The organism is Actibacterium sp. (genome assembly GCF_055134745.1).
This window is the reverse complement of sequence record NZ_JBSRVX010000014.1, coordinates 1-22750: the sequence shown is the minus strand read 5'-3', so window position 1 is coordinate 22750 and position 22750 is coordinate 1. Positions and strand designations below refer to the sequence as shown.

Below are 22750 nucleotides of genomic sequence, written 5' to 3'. Positions count from 1 at the left end.
GATGGCGGACACGAAGAACGAACCTGAACTGACTGATGAAATTGGCCTGGATGATACCAGCATTTTCGATGATCTGGCCCATGACAGCGTTGATGAGCTGGAAGCGCTTCGCAAGGAGCGTGATGAAATGCGCGACAAGTTCATGCGGGCGCTTGCGGATGTCGAAAATACCCGCAAGCGTGGCGAGCGTGACCGGCGCGAGGCCGAACAATACGGCGGGTCAAAGCTGGCCCGCGACATGCTGCCTGTCTACGATAACCTGACGCGGGCGCTGGAGGCCATCGGCGACGACCAGCGCGAGGCGAACAAGGGGCTGATCGAGGGAGTCGAGCTGACGCTGCGCGAATTACAGAACGTTTTTGGCAAACATGGTATCGAAATCATCCGCCCGCAGGTCGGTGACCGGTTCGATCCGCAGATGCACCAGGCGATGTTCGAGGCCCCGCTGCCCGGCACCAATGCGGGCGATATCATTCAGGTGATGACGGACGGGTTCAAGTTGCATGACAGACTGTTGCGTGCCGCCCAGGTAGGTGTTTCCTCTACCCCGAAATAATCCGATCTAGTTGTTCTTGGGTTGTACTAGGGCCTTGAGTTCGTAAATCAGCCCAAGCGCATCTTTCGGCGTAAGTTCGTCTGGATGTATCTCGGACAGGCGTGATTCCAGCCCGGATTTTTCTGGCGCCGGCGGGCGGCTTGGCGCGGCAGAGGAAAACAGCGGCAGATCGTCGATCAGGGATTTATGGCTTACACGACCTTCGCGTTCGCCGCTTTCCAGAAGATCCAGAACGACGCGAGCGCGGTTGATGACAGATTGCGGAAGCCCCGCCAGGCGGGCGACCTGAACGCCATAGGATCGATCAGCCGCGCCCATGCGGACCTCGTGCAGGAAGATAACCTCGCCATCCCATTCCTTGACGGCTACGGTTGCGTTTTCGACGCCAGGCAGCTTGCCCGCGAGCGCTGACATTTCATGGTAGTGCGTCGCAAACAATGCGCGGCACCGGTTTTCATCATGCAGATATTCCAGCGTGGCCCAGGCGATAGACAGCCCATCATATGTTGCGGTTCCGCGGCCGATTTCATCCAGAATAACCATCGCGCGGTCGTCGGCCTGATTTAGAATCGTGGCTGTTTCGACCATTTCCACCATGAAGGTGGATCGCCCGCGCGCCAGATCATCCGATGCGCCGACCCGGCTGAATAATTGTGAAACAAGCCCGATATGCGCCGTTTGCGCGGGAACAAAGCTGCCCGCCTGCGCCAGAATCGCGATAAGTGCGTTCTGGCGCAAAAAGGTCGATTTCCCTGCCATGTTCGGGCCGGTCAAAAGCCATATCGCCGCCTTCTCACCGTCAGGGGTCAGGACGCAATCATTCGCGATGAAGTTGCCGCCCTGTTTCGCCAGCGCATGTTCGACCACAGGATGGCGCCCGCCGGAAATATCAAAGGCGCGGCTGTCATCAACCACGGGTTCGCACCAGTTCTTGTCCTGCGCAAGATCGGCCAGCGCGGCGGCAAGATCAATTTCCGCAAGGGCGGCGGTTGTCTGGGCAATAGCTCCCGCGCTGTTCAGAACAGTGTCTTTCAGGCTTTCATAGAGCCGCTTTTCAATGTCCAGCGCCCGGCCCCCGGCATTCAGAATGCGGGTTTCCATCTGCGACAGATCGACCGTGGTGAACCGGACGGCATTCGCGGTGGTCTGGCGGTGGATGAACTTTTCCGACAGGGGTTCTGACAGCATCTTTTCGGCATGGGTGGCCGTTGTTTCGATGAAATAGCCCAGCACATTGTTGTGCCGTATCTTGAGCGAGCCAATCCCGGTTTCTGCGGCATAATCTGCCTGCATCGCGGCAATCACCCCGCGCCCCTCGTCGCGCAGACGGCGGGCTTGGTCCAGTTCTGTGTCGTGCCCTGGCGCGATGAAGCCACCATCGCGGATCGTCAATGGCGGCTCTGCGATCAGGGCGGCATCAAGAAGATCGACAAGATCTTCGTGCCCCTGAAGATCAGCCTGCGCATCCGCCAGAAGTTGTGGCAAATCGCCAGCGCGCAGCGCGGATGAGAGCGTGGCGGCCTGGGCAAGACCATTGCGAATGGCGGCCAGATCGCGCGGGCCAGCCCGGTCAAGGCCGAGTCGCGACAGTGCGCGCTCCATGTCGGGCACCCGGCGCAACGTGGCGCGCAAACTTTCGCGAAGTTGAGTGTCTTCTTTCAGCGCGCGAATGGCGGCCAGCCGGGATTGGATTTCTGAAAGATCGCATGACGGCCCCGACAGGCGGCGTTCAAGCAGCCGCGCGCCGGGGGCTGTCAGGGTTCTGTCGATAACAGCGATCAGTGATCCATCGCGCCCGCCGCTTGCGCCCGCGACCAGTTCAAGGTTGCGACGGGTCGCGGCGTCGATCTGCATGGAGCGGCTGGCGGATTCGCGCGCGGGCGACTGCAAAAGCGGCAGTTTGCCTTTTTGGGTTATGTCCAGATATTCGGTAATCGCCCCCATTGCCGCCATTTCGGCCCGGGAAAAGCTTCCAAAAGAATCCAGCGTTCCGACGCGGAACAGGGATTTCAGGCGGTCTTCGGCCGCGGTGCTGTCAAAGGCCGCGCGGCCAAGGGGAGTCAATACAGCCCCTGATTCAGAGACTATTTCAGCCAAAGAGGACGGGTAACCGTCGCATAGAATAACTTCGCGCGGTGCAAGGCGGGCCAGTTCTGGCCCAAGCCTGACCATCGGGCAGGCCATCACGCGAAAACTGCCCGTGGATATATCGACCCAGGCCAGGGCAGATTCGTCACGAACCTGCGCAAAGGCCGCGAGAAAACTGTTTCGCCGCGCGACAAGCAGGCTGTCTTCGGTCAGTGTGCCGGGGGTAACAAGGCGAACAACCTCGCGCCGGACGACGGATTTTGATCCGCGCTTCTTGGCCTCGGCGGGGTCTTCCATCTGTTCACAAACCGCAACACGAAAGCCCTTGCGGATCAGCGTCAGGAAATAACCTTCGGCGGAATGGGCGGGCACACCGCACATGGGGATATCTTCGCCAAGGTGTTTGCCGCGCTTCGTCAATGCGATGTCCAGCGCCTCGGCGGCGGCGACTGCATCCTCAAAGAACATCTCATAGAAGTCGCCCATCCGGTAAAACAGAAGGGCATCCTGATGGGCGGCTTTGATGTCAAGGAACTGCGCCATCATCGGTGTAACGGATGTGCTGGCGTGGCTCACGAATATCCTCCGGGTAAAGTCCCCGAAGATTAGCCAAGTGATCGAATCAGCGAAAGACCGAATTCACGATATGGCGGGGCGGGCGTCAGGAATGATCGCCGCCGGCTTCATTGCCCCATAATTGGCGCAGGCGTTGATCGCGGCCGCATCCATTACGATACAGCTTATAGGCCTCGGCCTTGGTTTTGGGGCCGAAGCGCGTCAGGATCAGATCGGTCTTATTGTAATAGTCCTGATGATATTCCTCGGCCGGGTAAAATGGGGCTGCGGGCAGGATCATCGTTGCGACGGACGTTCCCAGCGCCTGCTCGACTTTTGATTTTTCAGCCTCGGCAATTGCCTTTTGGGCTGGGTCAGAGACGAAAATGGCGCTGCGATAGCTGTCGCCGCGATCGCAAAACTGACCGCCTGCGTCGGTTGGGTCTATGGATCTGAAAAAGATATTCAGAAGCTTTTCATATGAAACCTTGTCAGGATCATACGTGATCTCAACGACCTCGTAGTGGCCAGTGCCGCCGCGCACGACCTGCTTGTATGACGGATTTGCCACGGTGCCGCCGGCAAAGCCGGATATGGCAGCCTTTACGCCATCAACCTTTTCAAAGTCGGCCTCGACGCACCAAAAGCAGCCGCCAGCCAGAACGATCTTTTGCAAGGGTGCGGCGTGCGCCGTGCCATGTATGGCGGTCAAGCCGAGGAGGATTGCGACGGCCAAGATTGCCGCTTTGAGGGTATGAATGTGATGTAACATCTGAGACTCCGCCTTTGCTGCGGACAACCTAGATGCCTGTGCGTTGAAGTGGGCCTGACAAGCCCGTGATGTCACGAAGGTTCGATCTGCTGAAACATTTGCGACTGGAGCTTTGGCTCCGGGTTTGCCGCAGATTATGCCGCCAGCCGGGCCATGGTGGCGATTTCGTGCCGTTTCAGCACCGGGCGAGCGGAGCGAATGTGCCGCAGGTCGGTCTGATGGCGCAGATCCGGGAAAAGACTGTTTATTTCAGCCAGGTATTCTGCGGGCATTCCATCGGCAATCGCATCACCCAACAGGAAGCTTTCTGTTTTCAGGCCGTTGCTGACAAGAATTTCATGATGGTCGAACATCAGATGAAAATACTGCACAGATTTCTGATCGGTCATTTGCTTGATACCGGGAAATTCCGTCAGATATTTCGCAGCACAAAGCGCCTGATGTTCACCAATGGCCAGATCGAGCGCCCATCCTTCCAGCAAAATTCTGTGCTGTGGCGACACGAACAGATCTGCATCAGGCAGGCCCTTTCCGAGCGTATCCTTGGCGATGCGGATCGGGGCCTGTTCGGGCCTGGCCAGCAGATCGCGCAGACCGAGGGTGGTATTTCCGACCCAGCGGATGGGCTGTGGCCCATTATCGACGGTCAACACCATGTCGCCGATGCGCAGGTGTTCGACGGCGATTGCCCCGCGCGGCGTGTCGATCATGGTTCCTGCGCAAAAGCAGGGGATCGCGGTATAATTGATCGCGGTATAGTTGGAATATGTATTCAGGCTGATTGTGTTGCCGACATTGGCACCGACAATTTCGTTGCCCGCATCGTTCATGATGAAGGATCGCGTTGTGCCGCCGATGGTCAATTGAAAGGTTTTGACCGTTTCGGTGGTGCCATTGATGGTGATCGTGTCGTTATAGAAGAATCTGTATCCGCTCGCCGTTCCGAATGATGTGGACGAGAATACCGGGTCTGCGCCAGAGTCGGCAGCGTTGGTCGCATCAAGCCTGGCGTCGTCGTCGACGATTTTCATGATGAATTCATTCATGATCGTCGATGTTGTGCCGTTTGAAACATAGCTGTTCGGCACTTCGTATATGTGAACATAAGTCGTCGGCATTGCGTTGGTCCTGAACAAGACTTTGCCGCAAGTATTGCGGATCAGTCGGTTTGAACCAGTTTTTACTGCCTAAAAATGTCCGAACTTTGGCAATGCCAAGGTAATCGAGCCGTGTTGCCCGTGATCGGCGGCTGGTTAACCGTCAAGCCGCCGTTTGCGCATGGCCAGCAGCCGCAGCCGCAGCGCGTTCAGCTTGATGAAGCCTGCCGCGTCCTTTTGGTCATAGGCGCCGGCATCGTCTTCAAACGTCACATGGCTTTCGGAATAGAGGCTGTATTCGGACCAGCGGCCCACAGTGCGGGCCAGACCCTTGTAAAGCTTCAGCCGCACGGTGCCGGTCACGTGCTCCTGACTTTTGTCGATCAGGGCCTGCAACATCTCGCGTTCGGGGCTGAACCAGAAGCCGTTATAGATCAGTTCGGCATATTTTGGCATCAGCTCATCCTTCAGATGGGCGGCGCCACGGTCCAGCGTGATCTGCTCAATCCCGCGATGTGCCTCGAGCAGCAGCGTGCCGCCGGGCGTTTCATAGATGCCGCGCGATTTCATGCCGACGAACCGGCCCTCGACCAGATCCAGCCGACCGATACCATGCTTGCCGCCCAATTCGTTCAGACGGGTCAGGATGCTGGCGGGGCTCATCGCGACGCCATTGATCGACACCGCATCGCCGCGCTCGAACCCGATCTCGACATATTCGGGCGTATCGGGCGCATCTTCGGGGTTCACGGTGCGCTGATAGACGTAATCGGGCGCGTCTTTTGCGGGGTCTTCCAGAACCTTGCCTTCGGACGAGGTGTGCAAAAGGTTGGCATCCACGCTGAACGGCGCCTCGCCGCGCTTGTCCTTGGCGATCGGGATCTGGTGTTCCTCGGCAAAGGCCAGCAGTTTGGTGCGGCTGGACAGATTCCACTCGCGCCAGGGGGCGATCACCTTGATGTCGGGGTTCAGCGCATAGGCGGCCAGTTCGAACCGCACCTGATCATTGCCCTTGCCGGTTGCGCCATGGGCGACAGCATCGGCGCCGGTCATCGCGGCAATCTCGATCAGGCGTTTGGAAATCAGCGGGCGCGCGATCGAGGTGCCTAGCAGATACAGACCCTCATACAGCGCATTCGCCCGGAACATCGGAAAGACGAACTCGCGGACGAATTCTTCGCGCACGTCTTCGATATAGATGTTTTCCGGCTTGATCCCCAGCAGGATCGCCTTTTGGCGGGCCGGTTCCAGTTCTTCGCCCTGACCCAGATCGGCGGTAAAGGTCACCACCTCGCAGCCATATTCGGTTTGCAGCCATTTCAGGATGATCGAGGTATCCAGACCGCCGGAATAGGCCAGTACGACTTTCTTGGGGGATGACATGGGCGCCTCGGATTTCATGCACAGGTTCCGGCGGCGTTTATTGTGTTTTCGGGGGCCGGGCAAGGGGACGGCCCGTTTTGCCAGTCAGATTGCTGTCAAAGAACACACTCTTGCGAATGGGCAGGATTCGCATCAGGTGTAGGGCATGGATAATTTCATTGCCCAGGCCCGCGCCGCCGAACAGGCCATGCGCGCGATCTTTCCCGCGACGCCGTTGCAGCGCAACGAGTATCTTTCCGCGCGTTTTGATGCCGATATCTGGCTGAAGCGCGAAGACCTTTCGCCGGTGCGGTCTTACAAGTTGCGCGGAGCGTTCAACGCGATGCGCAAGGTTCTGGCGAATGACCCGGGGCAAAAGGTGTTTGTCTGCGCCAGTGCGGGCAATCACGCGCAGGGCGTGGCCTTTGTCTGCAAGCATTTCGGGGTGCGCGGCGTGATCTTCATGCCTGTAACCACACCGCAGCAGAAGATTGACAAGACGCGCGACTTTGGCGGTGAAAATATCGAAATACGCTTGATTGGTGACTATTTCGACGACAGTCTTGCCTCTGCCCAAGCTTATTGTGCGCAGGTTGGCGGCTATTTTCTGGCCCCGTTTGACGATGATGACGTGATCGAGGGGCAGGCATCCGTTGCGGTCGAGATCATGGACGAATTGCCCACTGTGCCGGATCTGGTGGTTCTGCCGGTTGGCGGCGGTGGGCTGGCCGCGGGCGTCATATGCTTCATGCGCCAAGCCTTGCCGCAGACGCGATTCCGTTTCATAGAGCCGCTGGGCGCCCCGTCTTTGACTCAGGCGATTGCAGCGGGGGCGCCCGTGACCTTGCCACGTGTCGATTCGTTTGTAGACGGGGCGGCGGTTGCGCGGATCGGCGAAAAGACGTTTCCATTCTTGCGGGACATTGCGCCGGGGGATGTGCTTCTGGCGCCCGAGGATCGGATATGCGTGACGATTCTGGACATGCTGAATGTTGAAGGCATCGTGCTGGAGCCGGCGGGGGCGCTGGCCATTGATGCGCTGAACGATCTGAAAGACCAGATTCGCGGCAAGACCGTCGTCTGTGTAACGTCGGGGGGAAATTTTGATTTCGAGCGCCTGCCAGAGGTGAAAGAGCGGGCGCAACGGTATTCCGGCGTCAAGAAATACTTCATTCTGCGCCTGCCGCAGCGCCCGGGTGCCTTGCGTGACTTTCTGGATTTGCTGGGCCCGCAGGACGACATCGCCCGATTTGAATATCTGAAGAAATCAGCGCGCAATTTCGGATCGGTCTTGATCGGCATCGAAACGACCGAAGCTGAAAATTTCTTGCGTCTTTTTGAACGGCTGGATCATGCGGGGCTGGTCTATCACGACATTACCGAAGACGATTTGCTGGCGCAGTTCGTGATTTAGGCGGGCGTGCGTTGTGACGACACGCGCCCCAGAAATTTCGCGCGCGACAGGTGGTAACATTCAATCAGGGCCGCGCAGTCGAACGGCTGGCCTGACTGAACCCGTAATTCGCCATCTGTGCAATGTCCGGCAAGTGCCGAAAAACCCAGATTGAGCGCCGAACCTTTCAGGAAGTGAAGCGCTTCGCGCATTTCAGCGGGATCAGATCGTGCCTGCAGGCCGCCCACGATTTCGTCGACCTCCTCAAGGAAAATCTCGATCACCTCGGAAAAAGCCTCGGCGCCGACATCCGCGCGCAGATCTGCAATGCGAGCCCATTCGATCATTTCTATTGCCCTAATGACGGACCACCCGCGCATAGAGTGCAGCAGTAATCTTAACGTAGGGTTTGTCGCGCAAGCCGAGAAATTCAAATCTTAGGTTTTACGATGCGTTAAAGGCGCGCGCTTATCACCGACAAGTGGGTGCGTTGAACGAGTGGGGTCGGTGTGACGGAAAAATTGTGTCTAACACAGCTAAAGCCGGGGCTTGACCGGGCACGGATGGTGCTGCTTGTCGATGACAGTCGGTCGCAGCGCAGCATCTTGCGGGCCTTGTTGAATGGCTGGGGATATCAGGTGATCGAAGCGGCATCTGGCGGAGAGGCGCTTGCCGCCTGCGATGGCGCGAAAATCGACATCGTCATCAGCGACTGGATGATGCCCGGCATGAACGGGATCGAGTTTTGCACCCGCTTTCGTGCGCTGGATCGCGCCGGATATGGTTATTTCATATTGTTGACCTCAAAATCGGAAACGACAGAAATTGTGCAGGGGCTTGAGGTGGGCGCCGATGACTTTCTGACCAAGCCGGTGAACCCGACGGAGTTGCGAGCCCGGCTTGTGGCGGGCGAGCGTATCCTTGGCATGCAGGAAGAGCTGAACAGCAAGAACAAGCTGGTCGAGACCGCCTTGCACGAATTGCGCGGACTTTATGATATCATCGACCGCGATCTGGCGCAGGCCCGGCATATTCAGGAATCGCTGGTGCCGGAACGATTCAGGCGGCTGGGACCGTCGCAGATTTCCATGCTGATCAAGCCCTGTGGCCATGTTGGCGGCGATCTGGTCGGGATGTTCACGCCGGGGCCGAACCGGCTGGGGTTTTTCAACATAGATGTATCCGGGCATGGCGTGACGTCGGCCCTGATGACGGCGCGGCTGGCCGGATATCTGAGCGGCAAGTTCCTGGAACAGAATATCGCGCTGGAACGGCGATTTGACCGGTTTTTCGCAATGCGTCCCCCCGATGAGGTGGCGCATATCCTGAATGAGCGGCTTTTGTCGGACCAGGGGGTCGAGGAGTATTTTACCATGGCGCTGGGCATTGCCGACCTTGCGACAGGGCGGGTGCGTCTTGTGCAGGCTGGCCATCCGCATCCGCTGATTCAGCGCGCTGATGGTCGGATCGAATTTGTCGGCAATGGTGGTTTGCCGGTGGGGTTGGTTCCTGACGCTAGGTATGAATCATTCGATATCTTGCTGGGCAAGGGCGACCGGGTGCTGCTGTATTCCGATGGAATTACCGAAAGCCTGACCGAAGCAGGCGAAATGATCGAACAGGAAGGGTTGGCGCAGATGCTGGCAGGTGTGGCGGATCTGCGCGGCCCCGAAGTTCTGGACAACCTGTTCTGGGCCTTGACCGAACAGCGGCACGCATCACCGCTTGCCGATGACGTGTCGGCGGTGCTGCTGGAATATCACGGCCCGGAATAGGCTTATTACAGGCCAAAAACGGTTTTGACAAAGTGGCGATCGCCGGGATTCGCCAGTTGCGCGGCGGCATCGTGGGCAGAAATCCATATGGCGGTGTGGTCTGCCTCGCGTGGGGGGCCAAGCGGGCGGATCGGGCGCGCCATAAAGACATGGCACAGCTTTTCGGCCCAAAGATCGTATTCCGGCATATAGGTAAATCGACGAAAGGCCCCCAGACGCCGAAGCGGCGCGATCCGCCAGCCGGTTTCTTCCAGGACTTCGCGGTGCAGCGCGGCAAGGGGGTGTTCCCCGGCATCAATGCCCCCGCCGGGCAGTTGAAGTTCGGGAACGGGCCGCTGCTGAAGGGTGATCAGAAGCGATTCGCGGTCGGGCAGAATCGCATAGGCCCCGTGGCGCACCTTATAGGTTCGGTCCGGTCGGACTGCCTCGCCAAAACGTCTGATCATGTGCTGGCCTCTTGGTGCGCCTGTTGTGCCGACTATATTGTCGCGGTATGCCAAGTGACGGCCCACAAGGAAACCCCATGACTCTTGGATCACAGATCGCCTGGGACGATACCGTCCTTCCGTTTCAACTTGATCGCAGCGATATCCGCGGCCGCGTCGGGCGGCTGGACGGGGTGCTGGATCAGGTTCTGGCGCAACATAACTATCCGCCCGCGATCGAGGCCCTGGTGGCCGAGGCCGCGCTGTTGACAGCCCTGATCGGCCAAACCATCAAGTTGCGCTGGCGGCTGTCGCTGCAGGTGCGTGGTGATGGCCCGGCCAGGTTGATCGCAACCGATTATTACGGACCGACCGATGACGGGCAGCCCGCGCGCATACGGGCCTATGCCAGTTTCGACGAAGACAGGCTCGATTCCACTGCCCGGCCATTTGACCAGATCGGCAAGGGGTACTTCGCCGTGGTTCTGCACCAGGGCGAGGACATGTCGCCCTATCAAGGAATCACGCCTATTGCTGGCGGGTCGCTTTCCGCATGTGCAGAGACATATTTTGCCCAGTCCGAACAGCTGCCGACACGGTTCGCACTCAGCTTTGGCCGGTCGCGACTTCCGGGTGAGGTGGAGCGTTGGCGGGCAGGCGGCGTCATGTTGCAACACATCCCCAAGGCCTCGCCATTGATGGCGCAGGATGGCGCGTCGGGTGAAAACGGGCTGCTGAACGCGCAAGATATCCTGCAAGGTGATGACGAAGAAAGCTGGGCGCGGGCGAATTTTCTGTTGGATACCGTCGAAGATCTGGAGCTTGTCGGCCCGAATGTACATCCCACCGACCTGCTTGTTCGCCTGTTTCACGAGGAGGGCCCGCGCGTTTATGATGCACAACCCGTCAGTTTCGGGTGTAATTGCTCTGAAGAGCGTGTTCGGCAAAGCCTGTCGATCTATTCGGCCAAGGACATCGCTTATATGACGACGGATGACGGGCTGGTGACGGCAGATTGCCAGTTTTGCGGCGCGCATTACGAGCTGGACCCCGCGACAGTCGGGTTCGAGGCCAGGGGGCGGGACGTCGATGACAGCTGATATTATCGCCCGGCTGCAACGGGCGATTGAAAATCCGGGGCATAATTCATCTGATTTCGATCTGAATCCCTCATTCGCCGCGCCAGTTGGCACCGTGCTGACGCCAGCCTCGGTTTTACTGGCGATACTTCCCGGTGCGTGGGGGTTTGATCTGGTTCTGACCAAGCGATCTTCACGGCTGAAACATCATCCGGGGCAGATTGCCTTGCCAGGCGGCAAACAGGATCTGGGCGATTCCGGTCCGGTAGCGGCCGCGCTGCGCGAGGCCGAGGAAGAAATCGGCCTTGACCGCAACTCGGTCGAGATTTTGGGAACGCTTCCCGGGCATCAATCTGTGACCGGCTATGGCATAACGCCTGTTTTAGGCCTGATCAGAGCCGAATTTTCACCCGTTCCTGAAAAGGGCGAGGTCGAAGAGGTGTTCACCGTGCCGCTGGAACATGTCACCGATCCAAGCAACTTTTATATATGTTCACGGGTCTGGGGCGGGCAGGTGCGGCGGTATTATACCGTTCCCTATGGACCCTATTACATCTGGGGAGCCACCGCCCGCATTCTGCGCGGGCTGGCCGACAGGATGACAGTGTGATGCGCCTGAACGCGCCTTGGCTTGCCGCGCCCGAAACGCAGGCGGTTTGCGCAGCGCTGACCGGCGCGGGGTATCAGGCGCTGTTTGTTGGGGGCTGTGTGCGCAACACCCTGCTGGGCGCGCCGGTGAATGACATTGACATCGCCACCGACGCATTGCCGGAACAGGTGGTCGCGGTGGCAAAGGCGGCTGGGCTTCGCGCGGTTCTTACCGGGATTGAACACGGCACCATCACCGTTGTTTCGGGACACAAGCCCCATGAGGTGACAACCTTTCGCCGGGATGTCGAAACCGATGGCCGGCGCGCGGTTGTTGCGTTTTCCCGATCTGCTGACGAAGACGCACATCGGCGCGACTTCACGATGAATGCCCTTTATGCGACGCCAGAGGGCGATGTTTATGATCCGCTGGGTGGTATTGACGATCTTCAGGCGCGGCGGGTCCGGTTCATCGACGATGCCGGGCAGCGGATCGTCGAGGATTATCTGCGCATCTTGCGGTTTTTCCGGTTTCATGCGTGGTATGGCGATGCCGTGAACGGCCTGGATGCCGAAGGTTTGGCCGCCTGCGCGCGATATTCCGCCGAGATAGAGACGCTTTCCAAAGAGCGTGTGGGCGCGGAAATGATCAAGCTGCTATCGGCGCCCGACCCCGCGCCCAGCGTTGCAACCATGGCACAGTCGGGCGTGTTGGCGCGGGTCATACCCGGGGCCGATGCCCGCCTTTTGCCGGTTCTTGTGCATATCGAGCAGGGTGAGCACATAACGCCAGACGCCATGCGGCGGCTTGCTGCGCTGGGCGGCGAGGGCGTGCCGGGCAGGTTGCGATTAAGCCGGGATCAGCAAAGGCGCCTTGACGTGATGCAGAATAATATCGGCAGTGGCGATACGGCACTGGTTCTTGCCTATCGGTATGGCGCCGATCTGGCGCGGGATATCCTTTTGTTGCGGTCAGCGGCGCTTGAGACATCCTTGCCAGATGGGTGGCGGGATGATCTGCGCAAAGGTGCCGGGGCGCGGTTTCCCGTAGTGGCGGCCGATCTGATGCCCGCGCTGTCGGGGCCGGCGCTGGGACAACGCCTGAAAGACCTTGAAGAACAGTGGCTACGGTCGCAGATGACTCTTGGCCGGAATGATCTTTTATCATGACCGTGGGATGGTCGGCATGGTGACGACAACAATACACAGGCTGGGTCATCTGGGCGATGGAATCGCCGAGGGGCCGATCTTCGTGCCGATGGTCCTGCCCGGCGAGGTGGTCGAGGGCGATGTGATCGGTGATCACATGCCCCAGCCCAGGATCGTGACGCCATCGGCTGATCGCGTTCGTGCGCCCTGCCCGCATTACAAAAGCTGCGGCGGGTGCGCGCTGCAACATGCCTCGGACCGATTTGTCGCGCAGTGGAAGGCTGATGTGGTGCAGATCGCGCTGCAGGCGCATGGCCTGTCAACGCAGTTGAGGCCCGTTCAGACATCACCGGCGCGGTCGCGGCAAAGGGCGGTTCTGGCGGGGCGACGCACCAAGAAGGGCGTGATTGTCGGATTTCATGCGCGCGGTTCCGATACCGTGATCGCCATTCCGGATTGCGTGTTGCTGCATCCCGATCTGATGGCGGCCTTTCCCGCGTTGCAGGCTTTGGTTCCCATCGGCGCATCCCGCAAGGCTGAGATCAGTTTCACAGTCGCGAAGTCATTGGATGGGGTCGATGTTTCGGTTCAAGGGGCAAAGCCGCTGGACCGAATGATGATAACAGAATTAGGCACTATTGTTGCCGAGCATGGGCTTGCGCGATTGACATGGAACGGTGAACCAGTTGCCGAGCTGCGACCGCCGCGCCAGCAGTTCGGGCCCGGTCAGGTTGTACCGCCGCCGGGCGCATTTCTGCAGGCCACCGCCGACGGACAGGCCGCGCTGACATCTGCGGTGATCGCCGGTGTGGGAGACGCGCGACGGGTTGCCGATCTTTTTGCGGGCTGTGGCACCTTCAGCCTGCCCTTGGCGCAAAAGGCCGAGGTTCTGGCCGTCGAGAGCGAAGCCGATATGCTGGCCGCGTTGGAAAAAGGCTGGCGCCGGTCGCAGGGGCTCAAACGGATCGACACCGAAGCACGTGATCTGTTCCGCCGCCCGCTGATTCCCGATGATCTGCGCCGGTTTGATGCGGTGGTGATCGACCCGCCGCGCGCCGGGGCCGAATCGCAGATGGAACAGATCGCGAAATCAACGGTGCCCTGCGTGGTCGGGGTGTCGTGCAACCCTCTGACATTTGCCCGAGACGCCGCAATTTTATGCGCGGCGGGGTTCACCCTGGAGTGGGTTCAGGTGATAGACCAGTTCCGCTGGTCCCCGCATATCGAAATTGTGGCACGGTTTGCGCGATAGAGTTTTTCCTGATTGGTGCTGTCAAATTTGCGCAATTGAGGTAGAATCGCGCAAAACAAGCCGTAACCGGGATATCGGGCAGTAAAATGATCGACAGGCGTGTGCTTATCCAGGGCGGGTTATTGCTTGGGCTGGCCGGTTGTGGCGGGCGGGGCATTCCGGTCTATGACGGGCCGCAGGTAACGCGGGTTGTCGTGCTGAAGAACCGGCGGCGGATGTATCTGCTGCATGATCAGACCGTTTTGAAAAGCTTTGACATCGCGCTGGGCTTCGCGCCGGTCGGGCACAAGCAATTCGAAGGTGACGGAAAGACGCCCGAGGGCCGCTATTACATCGACCGCCGAAATCCGCGCAGCAGCTTTCATCTGTCGTTGGGGATATCCTATCCCAACGAAGATGATGTCGCGCGCGCCTTTGCCAGCGGCAAAAACCCCGGGGGCGATATTTTCATCCATGGCCGGGCGCGCAAAAACCGCGGTAAGGGCCGTGACTGGACGGCTGGCTGCATTTCCGTGAAAGACGGTGAAATAGAGACAATTTATGCCATGGTTCGCGATGGCACCGTGATCGATATCCTGCCGTGACCGGTCAGCCGCCCGTCACCAATGTCCACCAGATCTTGCCAGCGGGCTCCTGAAAGAAGGCAAAGCCCATATCGCGCGCCTTCGGGTCGAGCATGACGTCGCGGGTATCAGGCTGTTGGGCCCATGCGGCGAGGGTTTCCAGCTCGGTCTCGTAGGTTTCCGAGATGTTTTCGCCCAGCATGTTGCCAGCATAACCGGTGCGGTTCACCCGATCCAGCGGCGACGAGCCGTCGGAACCGAAATGCCATGCCCGGTTTTGCAGAGACATATCGCGAGAATGGGTTGCGGCGGCGGCGTTCAGCTCGGCGCTGAGCTGCAGCGGGGGCAGCGCCCGTGCGGCCCGCAGCGCATTGATCGAATCCAGCGCGCGATACTGGATTTCAGCGGTGTTGCTGGCGGTGATCCGGTAGATGTTGTCGGATGTTGTCGGGGCCTGACAGCCGGCAAGAGCAACGGCTGAAAGAATAACAAACAGAATTACACGCATGGGGTCCGCCATCTATGATTTGCGCTGATCTGCTTACACGGATGTTGGGTGCTGTTCAAATGCTACCCGGCGCAGACCCGCCTGTTAACACGTGTTTGATTTGCGGCGGTTCGCTGGGTGGCATATGCTTTTGTCAAACAAACAGGAATTTGGAGTTCGTCATGACGTCCTCAACCCTCAAGCTGGCCAACCGCAGGGCATTTCTTGCCGGCGGTGTCGCGCTGCTTGCCGCGCCGGCCCTGGCCCAACAGAATTCGACCGAGCCCGACAAGGTGTTGGGATTGGGTCCGCATCCGGTTGACCACAATATCTCCAGCTTCAGGGCGCTGAACTGGCAGCCCTATTTTGCCAACCTCAAGAATGGCGCCATCCTGGTCGATACAACCTCGCGCGCGCTGCATTTCTGGACCGAAGACGGCCAGACCTACAAGCTGTACCCCACCAGCGTTCCAATGACCGACGATCTGACCCGGCGCGGCCGGACATCGGTGGTGAAAAAGGTTGTTGGCCCGGAATGGCGGCCGACTCCTGCAATGCGTAAACGCAATCCGGAATGGCCCCCCTATATCGGACCTGGCCCCGATAACCCGCTTGGCACCCACGCGCTGTATCTTGGTTGGACATATTACCGGATTCACGGCACCCATGATACGCGCAAGATTGGCCGCCGGTCGTCGAATGGCTGTATCGGATTGTATAATGAGAACATTTCTGAACTATTCAGCTATGCCAAGGTTGGCACGCAGGTTCTGCTGATCTGAATGCTGCAGGCATGGAACATAAACGGCGGTCTTGGGCCGCCGTTTTCGTTTCAGTCAATCCAGCCGCGCAGATTGCGCGATATAACGCCGGTCAAGGCGGCGATATGGGCCGGATCATCATTCAGGCAGGGGATATAGGTAAACTGCTGTCCCCCGGCATGTTCAAAGCTTTCGCGAATTTCTTCATTGATCTCTTCCAGCGTCTCGATGCAATCGGCGGAAAAGGCCGGGGCGATTACGGCGATCTTTTTCTTGCCAGCCTGCGCCAGACGCGCGACTTCCTCGACCGTATAGGGTTGAAGCCATTCTTCGGGCCCAAAGCGGGACTGGAACGTGGTGGTGATGCGATCATCAGACCAACCCAGCCGTTCTTTCAAAAGCCGCGTCGTTTTTTGGCATTGGCAATGATAGGGATCACCCTGCATCAGATAGCGCTTTGGCACCCCGTGATATGAGCAAACCAGTATATCGGGCTGATCGGCCTGTGCGGCATAGGCCCGTTCCACAGATTGCGCCAAGGCGTCGATATAGGCCGGATCGTCGAAATAGGGTGAAATTGTCCGCACTGCAGGCTGCCATGTTTCCTGCGCCAGCGCCCGAAACAGCTGATCATTGGCGGTTGCGGATGTCGCGCCCGCATATTGGGGGTAAAGCGGAACGAACAGGATTTTCTGGCATCCCTGCTCGATCAGCGCCCGCAATTTGGATTTTGTCGACGGATTGCCATAGCGCATGCAGAAATCTACCAGAACCCGATCGCCGAATTTGTCATGCACCGCTTGCGCCAGCTTTTCGGTCTGTGCCCGGGTGATGGTCATCAGCGGGCTTTCGTTCTTTTCGGTGTTCCAGATCGACCGATAGGCACGGCCCGAAGAAAAGGGCCGTTTTGTCAGGATAATCAGCTGCAACAGGGGCTGCCATTTCCAGGACGGATAGTCGATCACCCGTTTGTCGGACAGGAATTCATTCAGATAACGCCGCATCGACCAGTAATCGGTGGCGTCTGGTGTGCCCAGGTTGGCCAGAAGAACGCCGATTTTCGGACGTGCCAGGGCCGGATGATCAGACGGCGCATGCTGTGGGCGGATAGGTCTGTCTGACATCTGGACCTCTGTCTGGTGTGGTTGCGTGACACATAAAGAGATTTGCAGGCGGGTCAATTGTCGGGCTTGTCCGGTGCGGTCTTTGTGGATGGCGAGCTGCCCAGAAAATCAGCCAGACGGGCGGTCGCCGATCCGGGTTTGAGCGGCTTTTGCTGATCGGGATGCGGGGCCCAGCCGGTCAGAAATATCGTCTCGAACGTTGCTGAAATGCGATTATTGCCTGCGGGAAAAGCATTGGCATAGATCTGCGCGGCATCCGTGAAAAGTCGCTTTGGCGGAATGACGCGGCGACGCTGGCTCAGCGCATTGCCTTCACCCATGGCGCGCAAATCCCGCATCAGGTGCAATGCGTCACGATAGGTAACAGTTCGGGCATTGCCATCCACAACGGGCAGCGCGAATCCCGCGCGTTGTAGCAGCCCCCCCAGATCACGAATTTCGGCCATCGGGGCGATGCGGGGTGACAAGCCCCCGGTCAGCGCGGATTCCGCCTGCGCCAGCACGGCACGCAATTCGGCCAGTGTCTGGCCGCCGAACATCACGCCGATAAATAGGCCATCGGGTTTCAGCGCCCGCCGGCATTGAATCAGTTGCCCAACCGGATCGTTGGCCCAGTGCAGGGTCAGGCCATGGATGATCAGGTCATGGGCTTCGGGCGCCAGATCCAGAACCTCGGCATCGGGGATATGGCGTGCATCGGGCACAGCGAGGTTCCAGATTTCGGGGAAAGGCGACACGATCGCGGGCGCTGTAAAGGTTTTGTTAACCTCGGTGAGCCTTTCCTGAACCTCAAGGGCAGCGTCATGATGCAGGAACAGGGCCGGTTCAGCCATGCGTCTGGCGCGGTTGCGAAACCGGGCCAGGGCGGTGCGGTCGGTCAGGGCTGGCGGTTGGGTCATCGGCTCTCCTGTCGGGGATTATCTAGAGGCTTGGAATGGGATTGCAAAGCGCGCTGCGCCTGATCTATCCGCCGCAATGCGTGTCTTGCGGCGGTCTGGTTGATGACGATTTCGGATTATGCGGCGCGTGCTGGCGGGAAACCCACTTTGTATCCGGCCTGGTTTGCGATTCTTGTGGCACGCCATTGCCAGGTGAAGATGACGGGCTGGCGATTCAGTGTGATGACTGCATGGCGCTGGCACGACCCTGGGCACAGGGCCGGGCGGCGCTGTTGTATCGCGGCAATGCCCGCAAGCTGGTGCTTGCCCTGAAACATGGCGGGCGCGAGGATCTGGCCATTCCGGCGGCGCGGTGGATGGCGCGGGCCGGTGCGCCGATCTTGCAGCGTGACATGATCGTTGCACCGGTTCCCTTGCATCGGTTGCGGCTGCTGGGACGTCGATACAATCAGGCAGCGCATCTGGCGCGCGGTCTTGCACGGCTGACGGGGCTGGAATGTTGCCCGGACCTGCTGGTTCGAAGGCGCCGGACCGCCGTGCAGGAAGGCATGGGGGTTTCCGCCCGATTTGAAAATGTGGCCGGGGCGTTTCTGGTGGCCCGGCGCCATGTCGCCCGCATCCAGGGGCGGCCGGTTATGCTGGTCGACGATGTGATGACATCAGGCGCGACTCTTGCGGCCTGCGCCGAGGTTTGTCTTGGGGCGGGGGCCGCAAGCGTTTCGGTTCTGGTGCTCGCACGCGTTGCGAAGGATTTCTGAAGGGGTATAGTCGCGACAAACCAAAGGATCGCGAAATGAAACCAGTTGAAATCTATACCACACCAACCTGTGGCTATTGCGCCCGTGCCAAGCGGTTGTTGAATGAAAAGGGCGTCAGCTTTGCCGAAACCGATGTTTCCACGCATCCGGAAAAGCGGCGCGAAATGATGGACCGGGCCAATGGCGGCCATACCGTTCCGCAGATATTCATCGGTGGGGTGCATGTGGGCGGCTGCGACGATCTGTTCGCACTGGACCGTGCGGGCAAGCTTGACCCGATGCTGAAGGGCTGACCGATGCGCGTGGCCATGCTGCAGTTATGCGCCAGCGATGATCCGGCGGAAAACCTGCCGGTCGTCCGTGACATGATGCGCACGGCCGCATCCGACGGGGCCGAGTTCATTCTGACCCCAGAGGTGACGAATTGCATTTCGGCCAGCCGTAGCCTGCAACAGGATGTCTTGCTGCATGAGGTTGACGACCCCACACTGGCGGGGCTGCGCGATCATGCGGCCGCGCTGGGCGTGACGCTGTTGATCGGGTCGCTGGGGCTGAAAACCGATGATCCGGACGGCCGGTTCGCAAACCGGTCGTTCATGATTGGCCCTGATGGCGGGATCATTGCCCGCTATGACAAGATTCACATGTTTGACGTGCAGATCGGCGAGGGTGAAGAAATTCGGGAATCTTCCGGATATCGTCCCGGTGATCGTGCCATCGTTGCGGATATCGGCGCCGCGCGTGTCGGGATGACCATCTGCTATGATATGCGGTTTCCCTATCTTTACCGGGCCTTGGCCAAGGGTGGCGCGCAAATCCTGACGGTTCCGGCGGCCTTTCATCCGGTCACCGGGGCGGCGCATTGGGATGTGCTGTTGCGCGCGCGGGCAATCGAAACCGGTTGCTTTGTGCTGGCGCCGGCCCAGACCGGCACCCATTCGGCGCGACAGGGCAAGCCGCGCCAGTCTTATGGCCACAGTCTGGCGGTGGGGCCATGGGGCGATGTTCTGGCCCGCGCCGATGATCGGCCGGGGATCACATTTGTCGATCTGGATCTGGGCGCGGTGGAAAAGGCGCGTGGCCGGGTCCCGTCGCTGACCCATGACAGGCCGTTCCGGGGGCCGAGGTGAGCGATCTGTCCGATTCGCTGGCGGTATTGCTGTTCGGCGAGATTTTCATGGCCGACCAGTTGGCGCGTAACCTGCTGACCAAAGCCTTACCCAAGGGGATGGAACTAAGCCACTTCTCGGTTCTGAACCATCTTGCGCGGGTAGGTGGTGAACGCAGCCCGGCGCAGTTGGCCGATGCATTTCATGTCACGCGTGGCGCGATGACGAATACACTGACCAAGCTGGAATGGGCCGGGCATATTCATATCCGCCCTGATTGGGACGATGCGCGGCGCAAGATGGTGTCGATCAGCCCTTCGGGGCGCCGGGCGCGGGATCTGGCGATCGAGGCGATTGCCCCCGTTGTTGCCGAGGTTGTTGCCGATGTCGGCGCTGACAAGGTCAAGGCGGTTCTGCCTGTGCTGCGGGCGCTGCGGCAGGCGCTGAGCGGCGAAAACTAGGCTGAATTCACCGCGGCGGTAACATAATTCACCGACAGGTCACGATCGGACAGTGACCAGTTCCAACTGACCGGATTGAATATGAAACCCTTGCGATCCACGGGATCGAACCCGGCCTGGCGCAGCAGGTTGAACAATTCATCCGGGGTGATGAAACGGTGCCAGTCATGGGTTCCCTTGGGCAGCCAGCGCATCACATATTCGGCACCGACAATGGCCATCATGAAACTTTTCGGATTCCTGTTGATCGTCGAGCAGATTTGCAACCCGCCGGGTTTCAGCAATTGCCGGCACGCGGTCAGGAATGCCAGCGGATCGGAAACATGTTCGATCACTTCCATGTTCAGGACGACATCGAAGCGCTCGCCCGCTTCGGCCAGCGCTTCGGCGGTAGTGTGCCGATAGTCGATCACCAGACCCGATTGTTCGGCATGGATGCGGGCCACAGGAATATTGCCCGCGGCAGCATCCGCGCCCACAACCGTTGCCCCCAATCGCGCCATCGGTTCCGCCAGCAACCCGCCACCGCAACCGATATCCAGCAGGCGCAGACCCGAAAAAGGGCTTTCGCTGGTCAGATCGCGGCCGAATTCCGCGGCGATCTGGGATGTGATGTAATCCAGCCGGCAGGGGTTCAGCATGTGAAGCGGTTTGAATTTTCCGTTGGGGTTCCACCATTCGGCGGCCATGGCCTCGAATTTCGCCACTTCGGACGGGTCGATGGTTGTTTCAGCGGCTTGCATCCTGGTCTCCGATCCGGTCTTCTGGTGACACCCTTTGTTGCGGGTCTTCCGCACGTTATATAGGTCGGATATGGATAAATCCGCAGGCCAAAAGCGCGCAGCGCCCGTTCTTTACCCCGCATTGGCACCGTTTGACCAGCGCATGCTGGCGGTTGGCGATGGTCATACCCTGTATGTCGAACAATGCGGCAATCCATCGGGTATTCCGGTGGTGGTTTTGCATGGCGGGCCGGGGGGTGGATGCAGCCCGGCGATGCGACGATATTTCGACCCCGCCGAATATCGGATCATTCTGTTCGACCAGCGCGGGTGTGGTCGTTCGCGCCCTCATGCCAGTGTCGAGGCCAATACGACCTGGCATCTGGTTGCCGATATAGAGATGATCCGCGCCGCACTGGGCATTGATCGCTGGGTGGTTTTCGGCGGCAGTTGGGGCGCAACGCTGGCCCTAGTCTATGCCCAGACCCACCCCGAGCGGGCGGCCTATCTGGTGTTGCGGGGCGTCTTTTTGATGACGCAGGCCGAACTGAATTGGTTCTATGGCGGCGGCGCGGGCCAGTTCTGGCCCGATCTTTGGCAACGGTTCAGCGATCCCATCCCGGTCGATGAACGGTCCGATATGATCGAGGCCTATCACAAGCGCCTTTTTTCAGACGATCCCGCGCTTGAGGCGCGGTATTCGCGCACCTGGGTTGCCTGGGAAAATGCGCTGGCGTCGATCGAGAATGATGGCCATTTCGGGGATGCGCCGGCGGAATATGCGCGCGCCTTTGCACGGCTGGAAAACCATTATTTCCGCAATGCGGGCTTTCTGGAAACCGATGGACAGATCTTGCGGAATGTTCCGCTGATTTCGCATATTCCGGCCACGATCGTGCAAGGCCGTTACGACATGATCTGCCCGCCAGCCGCGGCGTGGCAATTGGCCGAAAACTGGGGTCGGGCCGAAATCAGGATGGTTCCGCGTGCGGGCCACGCGCTGTCAGAGCCGGGAATCAGTGCCGAACTGATCCGCACCACCCGCGCGATCTTGCGCCAGACACAGGCATTGGGCCTGTAATCGGGTGAATGAACAGTATTTTAACAGTTAAGCCTGCGTTCACGCCGCTCTGCTAGTGCTGATATCGGGTGAGTATGAGGTGGTGGAATGAGCGCATCAAACAATGCGCCAGTCATCATCAAGCGGAAGAAGATCGTCGGCGGCGACGGGCACCACGGTGGGGCGTGGAAGGTGGCCTATGCCGATTTCGTGACGGCCATGATGGCCTTCTTCATGCTGATGTGGCTGTTGAACGCGACAACGGAAAAACAGCGCAAGGGGATCGCAGATTATTTCAATCCCACGATTCCGATCAACCGCATATCAGGCGGCGGAGAGGGCGCTTTTGGCGGGGATAGTATCTTTTCTGAAGAAACACTTTCGCAATCGGGCACCGGGGCAACCAATCGTCACGCCACCCAACAACGTCAGGCACGCGGTGACAATTGGCCAGGTGACTCGCAGGATGCGCAGGGGGATGCCGGGTTGCAGCAGGTCATGCAGTCGCTGAACACATCTGGCGGTGAAAGCATGTTGCTCGACAATTCCCTGCGTCAGATCATGACCCGCCTGACCGACGAGGGGCTGATCGTCGAACTGTTCGATCTTCCTGGCCGCCCGCTTTTTATGGATGAGGGCGACCAGCCCAGCGCGGCATTGATAGATATCGTTGCCGTGATCGCCGATGTGTTTGCCCTGGTCCAGAATCCTGAGA

25 protein-coding genes are annotated in these 22750 nt (G+C 59.3%); 15 read left to right on the top strand and 10 right to left on the bottom strand.

What is annotated here, in order from left to right; translation table 11 throughout:
- The first annotated feature begins 1 nt into the window (after position 1).
- Positions 2-556, top strand: a complete 555-nt coding sequence (locus tag ACTCHC_RS03020) for a nucleotide exchange factor GrpE (RefSeq protein ID WP_463020972.1) — start codon at positions 2-4, stop codon at positions 554-556.
- 6 nt (positions 557-562) lie between these two features.
- On the opposite strand, the gene mutS is transcribed toward ACTCHC_RS03020, so the two are convergent.
- From mutS to ACTCHC_RS03000, 4 genes are all read right to left on the bottom strand, one after another.
- Positions 563-3190, bottom strand: a complete 2628-nt coding sequence (mutS, locus tag ACTCHC_RS03015; RefSeq protein WP_463020984.1) for a DNA mismatch repair protein MutS — start codon at positions 3188-3190, stop codon at positions 563-565.
- Positions 3191-3305: 115 nt separating this feature from the next.
- Positions 3306-3971: a peptide-methionine (S)-S-oxide reductase MsrA gene (gene msrA, locus ACTCHC_RS03010; RefSeq protein ID WP_463020983.1), complete on the bottom strand. Its 666-nt coding sequence runs from the start codon at positions 3969-3971 to the stop codon at positions 3306-3308.
- Positions 3972-4105: 134 nt separating this feature from the next.
- On the bottom strand, positions 4106-5089 hold the full coding sequence (locus tag ACTCHC_RS03005) for a Hint domain-containing protein (RefSeq protein ID WP_463020971.1): 984 nt from the start codon (positions 5087-5089) through the stop codon (positions 4106-4108).
- Positions 5090-5224: 135 nt separating this feature from the next.
- Positions 5225-6451: an argininosuccinate synthase gene (locus tag ACTCHC_RS03000; RefSeq protein ID WP_463020982.1), complete on the bottom strand. Its 1227-nt coding sequence runs from the start codon at positions 6449-6451 to the stop codon at positions 5225-5227.
- A 145-nt stretch (positions 6452-6596) separates the two neighbouring features.
- Here ACTCHC_RS03000 and ilvA point away from each other — a divergent pair, with 145 nt between their 5' ends.
- A complete protein-coding gene (gene ilvA / locus ACTCHC_RS02995) occupies positions 6597-7844 on the top strand; it encodes a threonine ammonia-lyase IlvA (RefSeq protein WP_463020970.1) in 1248 nt (415 codons plus the stop codon).
- On the opposite strand, the gene ACTCHC_RS02990 is transcribed toward ilvA, so the two are convergent.
- On the bottom strand, positions 7841-8170 hold the full coding sequence (locus ACTCHC_RS02990; RefSeq protein WP_463020969.1) for an Hpt domain-containing protein: 330 nt from the start codon (positions 8168-8170) through the stop codon (positions 7841-7843). The genes ilvA and ACTCHC_RS02990 overlap by 4 nt on opposite strands.
- 216 nt (positions 8171-8386) lie before the next feature.
- Between ACTCHC_RS02990 and ACTCHC_RS02985 the strand changes: the two genes are divergently transcribed.
- The gene (locus ACTCHC_RS02985; protein ID WP_463020968.1) at positions 8387-9598 is read left to right on the top strand and encodes a PP2C family protein-serine/threonine phosphatase; all 1212 of its coding nucleotides are present in this window, start codon (positions 8387-8389) and stop codon (positions 9596-9598) included.
- Positions 9599-9603: 5 nt separating this feature from the next.
- Here the strand turns inward: ACTCHC_RS02985 and ACTCHC_RS02980 are convergent, their stop codons facing one another.
- Positions 9604-10044 carry an NUDIX hydrolase gene (locus ACTCHC_RS02980; RefSeq protein WP_463020967.1) on the bottom strand — a complete coding sequence of 147 codons (441 nt, stop codon included), beginning with the start codon at positions 10042-10044 and terminating at the stop codon, positions 9604-9606.
- A 77-nt stretch (positions 10045-10121) separates the two neighbouring features.
- Between ACTCHC_RS02980 and hslO the strand changes: the two genes are divergently transcribed.
- The 5 genes from hslO (at position 10122) to ACTCHC_RS02955 (ending at position 14675) form a co-directional block, all read left to right on the top strand.
- Entirely contained in the window at positions 10122-11123 is a 1002-nt protein-coding gene (hslO, locus tag ACTCHC_RS02975) for an Hsp33 family molecular chaperone HslO (protein WP_463020966.1), read from the top strand.
- Positions 11113-11712: a CoA pyrophosphatase gene (locus tag ACTCHC_RS02970; protein WP_463020965.1), complete on the top strand. Its 600-nt coding sequence runs from the start codon at positions 11113-11115 to the stop codon at positions 11710-11712. Before hslO ends, ACTCHC_RS02970 begins: the two co-directional genes overlap by 11 nt.
- Entirely contained in the window at positions 11712-12860 is a 1149-nt protein-coding gene (locus ACTCHC_RS02965; protein WP_463020964.1) for a CCA tRNA nucleotidyltransferase, read from the top strand. The genes ACTCHC_RS02970 and ACTCHC_RS02965 overlap by 1 nt, the downstream gene beginning before the upstream one ends.
- 16 nt (positions 12861-12876) lie before the next feature.
- A complete protein-coding gene (locus ACTCHC_RS02960) occupies positions 12877-14091 on the top strand; it encodes a class I SAM-dependent RNA methyltransferase (RefSeq protein ID WP_463020963.1) in 1215 nt (404 codons plus the stop codon).
- A gap of 86 nt (positions 14092-14177) precedes the next feature.
- On the top strand, positions 14178-14675 hold the full coding sequence (locus ACTCHC_RS02955; RefSeq protein ID WP_463020962.1) for a L,D-transpeptidase family protein: 498 nt from the start codon (positions 14178-14180) through the stop codon (positions 14673-14675).
- Positions 14676-14679: 4 nt separating this feature from the next.
- On the opposite strand, the gene dalA is transcribed toward ACTCHC_RS02955, so the two are convergent.
- Positions 14680-15174, bottom strand: a complete 495-nt coding sequence (gene dalA, locus ACTCHC_RS02950) for a divisome-associated lipoprotein DalA (protein ID WP_463020961.1) — start codon at positions 15172-15174, stop codon at positions 14680-14682.
- A gap of 149 nt (positions 15175-15323) precedes the next feature.
- On the opposite strand from dalA, the gene ACTCHC_RS02945 reads away from it, so the two are divergent.
- A complete protein-coding gene (locus ACTCHC_RS02945; RefSeq protein WP_463020960.1) occupies positions 15324-15923 on the top strand; it encodes a L,D-transpeptidase in 600 nt (199 codons plus the stop codon).
- Positions 15924-15973: 50 nt separating this feature from the next.
- On the opposite strand, the gene hemH is transcribed toward ACTCHC_RS02945, so the two are convergent.
- Positions 15974-17026 (bottom strand): ferrochelatase, encoded by a 1053-nt coding sequence (hemH, locus tag ACTCHC_RS02940; protein WP_463020959.1) that lies wholly within the window; start codon positions 17024-17026, stop codon positions 15974-15976.
- 53 nt (positions 17027-17079) lie between these two features.
- Positions 17080-17925, bottom strand: coding sequence for a methyltransferase domain-containing protein (locus tag ACTCHC_RS02935; protein WP_463020958.1), 846 nt, complete (start codon positions 17923-17925; stop codon positions 17080-17082).
- A 35-nt stretch (positions 17926-17960) separates the two neighbouring features.
- Between ACTCHC_RS02935 and ACTCHC_RS02930 the strand changes: the two genes are divergently transcribed.
- The 4 genes from ACTCHC_RS02930 to ACTCHC_RS02915 are packed head-to-tail and all read left to right on the top strand — an operon-like array spanning position 17961 to position 20253.
- Positions 17961-18683 carry a double zinc ribbon domain-containing protein gene (locus ACTCHC_RS02930; RefSeq protein ID WP_463020957.1) on the top strand — a complete coding sequence of 241 codons (723 nt, stop codon included), beginning with the start codon at positions 17961-17963 and terminating at the stop codon, positions 18681-18683.
- A 35-nt stretch (positions 18684-18718) separates the two neighbouring features.
- Positions 18719-18976, top strand: coding sequence for a glutaredoxin 3 (gene grxC, locus ACTCHC_RS02925; RefSeq protein ID WP_463020956.1), 258 nt, complete (start codon positions 18719-18721; stop codon positions 18974-18976).
- A gap of 3 nt (positions 18977-18979) precedes the next feature.
- Positions 18980-19813 carry a carbon-nitrogen hydrolase family protein gene (locus ACTCHC_RS02920; protein ID WP_463020955.1) on the top strand — a complete coding sequence of 278 codons (834 nt, stop codon included), beginning with the start codon at positions 18980-18982 and terminating at the stop codon, positions 19811-19813.
- A 47-nt stretch (positions 19814-19860) separates the two neighbouring features.
- Positions 19861-20253, top strand: a complete 393-nt coding sequence (locus tag ACTCHC_RS02915) for a MarR family winged helix-turn-helix transcriptional regulator (RefSeq protein WP_463020981.1) — start codon at positions 19861-19863, stop codon at positions 20251-20253.
- On the opposite strand, the gene ubiG is transcribed toward ACTCHC_RS02915, so the two are convergent.
- Positions 20250-20996: a bifunctional 2-polyprenyl-6-hydroxyphenol methylase/3-demethylubiquinol 3-O-methyltransferase UbiG gene (gene ubiG, locus ACTCHC_RS02910; protein ID WP_463020954.1), complete on the bottom strand. Its 747-nt coding sequence runs from the start codon at positions 20994-20996 to the stop codon at positions 20250-20252. The two genes, ACTCHC_RS02915 and ubiG, sit on opposite strands and share 4 nt — an antisense overlap.
- Before the next feature lie 70 nt (positions 20997-21066).
- Here ubiG and pip point away from each other — a divergent pair, with 70 nt between their 5' ends.
- Both pip and ACTCHC_RS02900 read left to right on the top strand, forming a co-directional pair.
- Positions 21067-22056 (top strand): prolyl aminopeptidase, encoded by a 990-nt coding sequence (gene pip, locus ACTCHC_RS02905; RefSeq protein WP_463020953.1) that lies wholly within the window; start codon positions 21067-21069, stop codon positions 22054-22056.
- 87 nt (positions 22057-22143) lie between these two features.
- Positions 22144-22750 (top strand): flagellar motor protein MotB (locus ACTCHC_RS02900; RefSeq protein ID WP_463020952.1); only part of this gene is annotated, 607 nt, incomplete at its 3' end.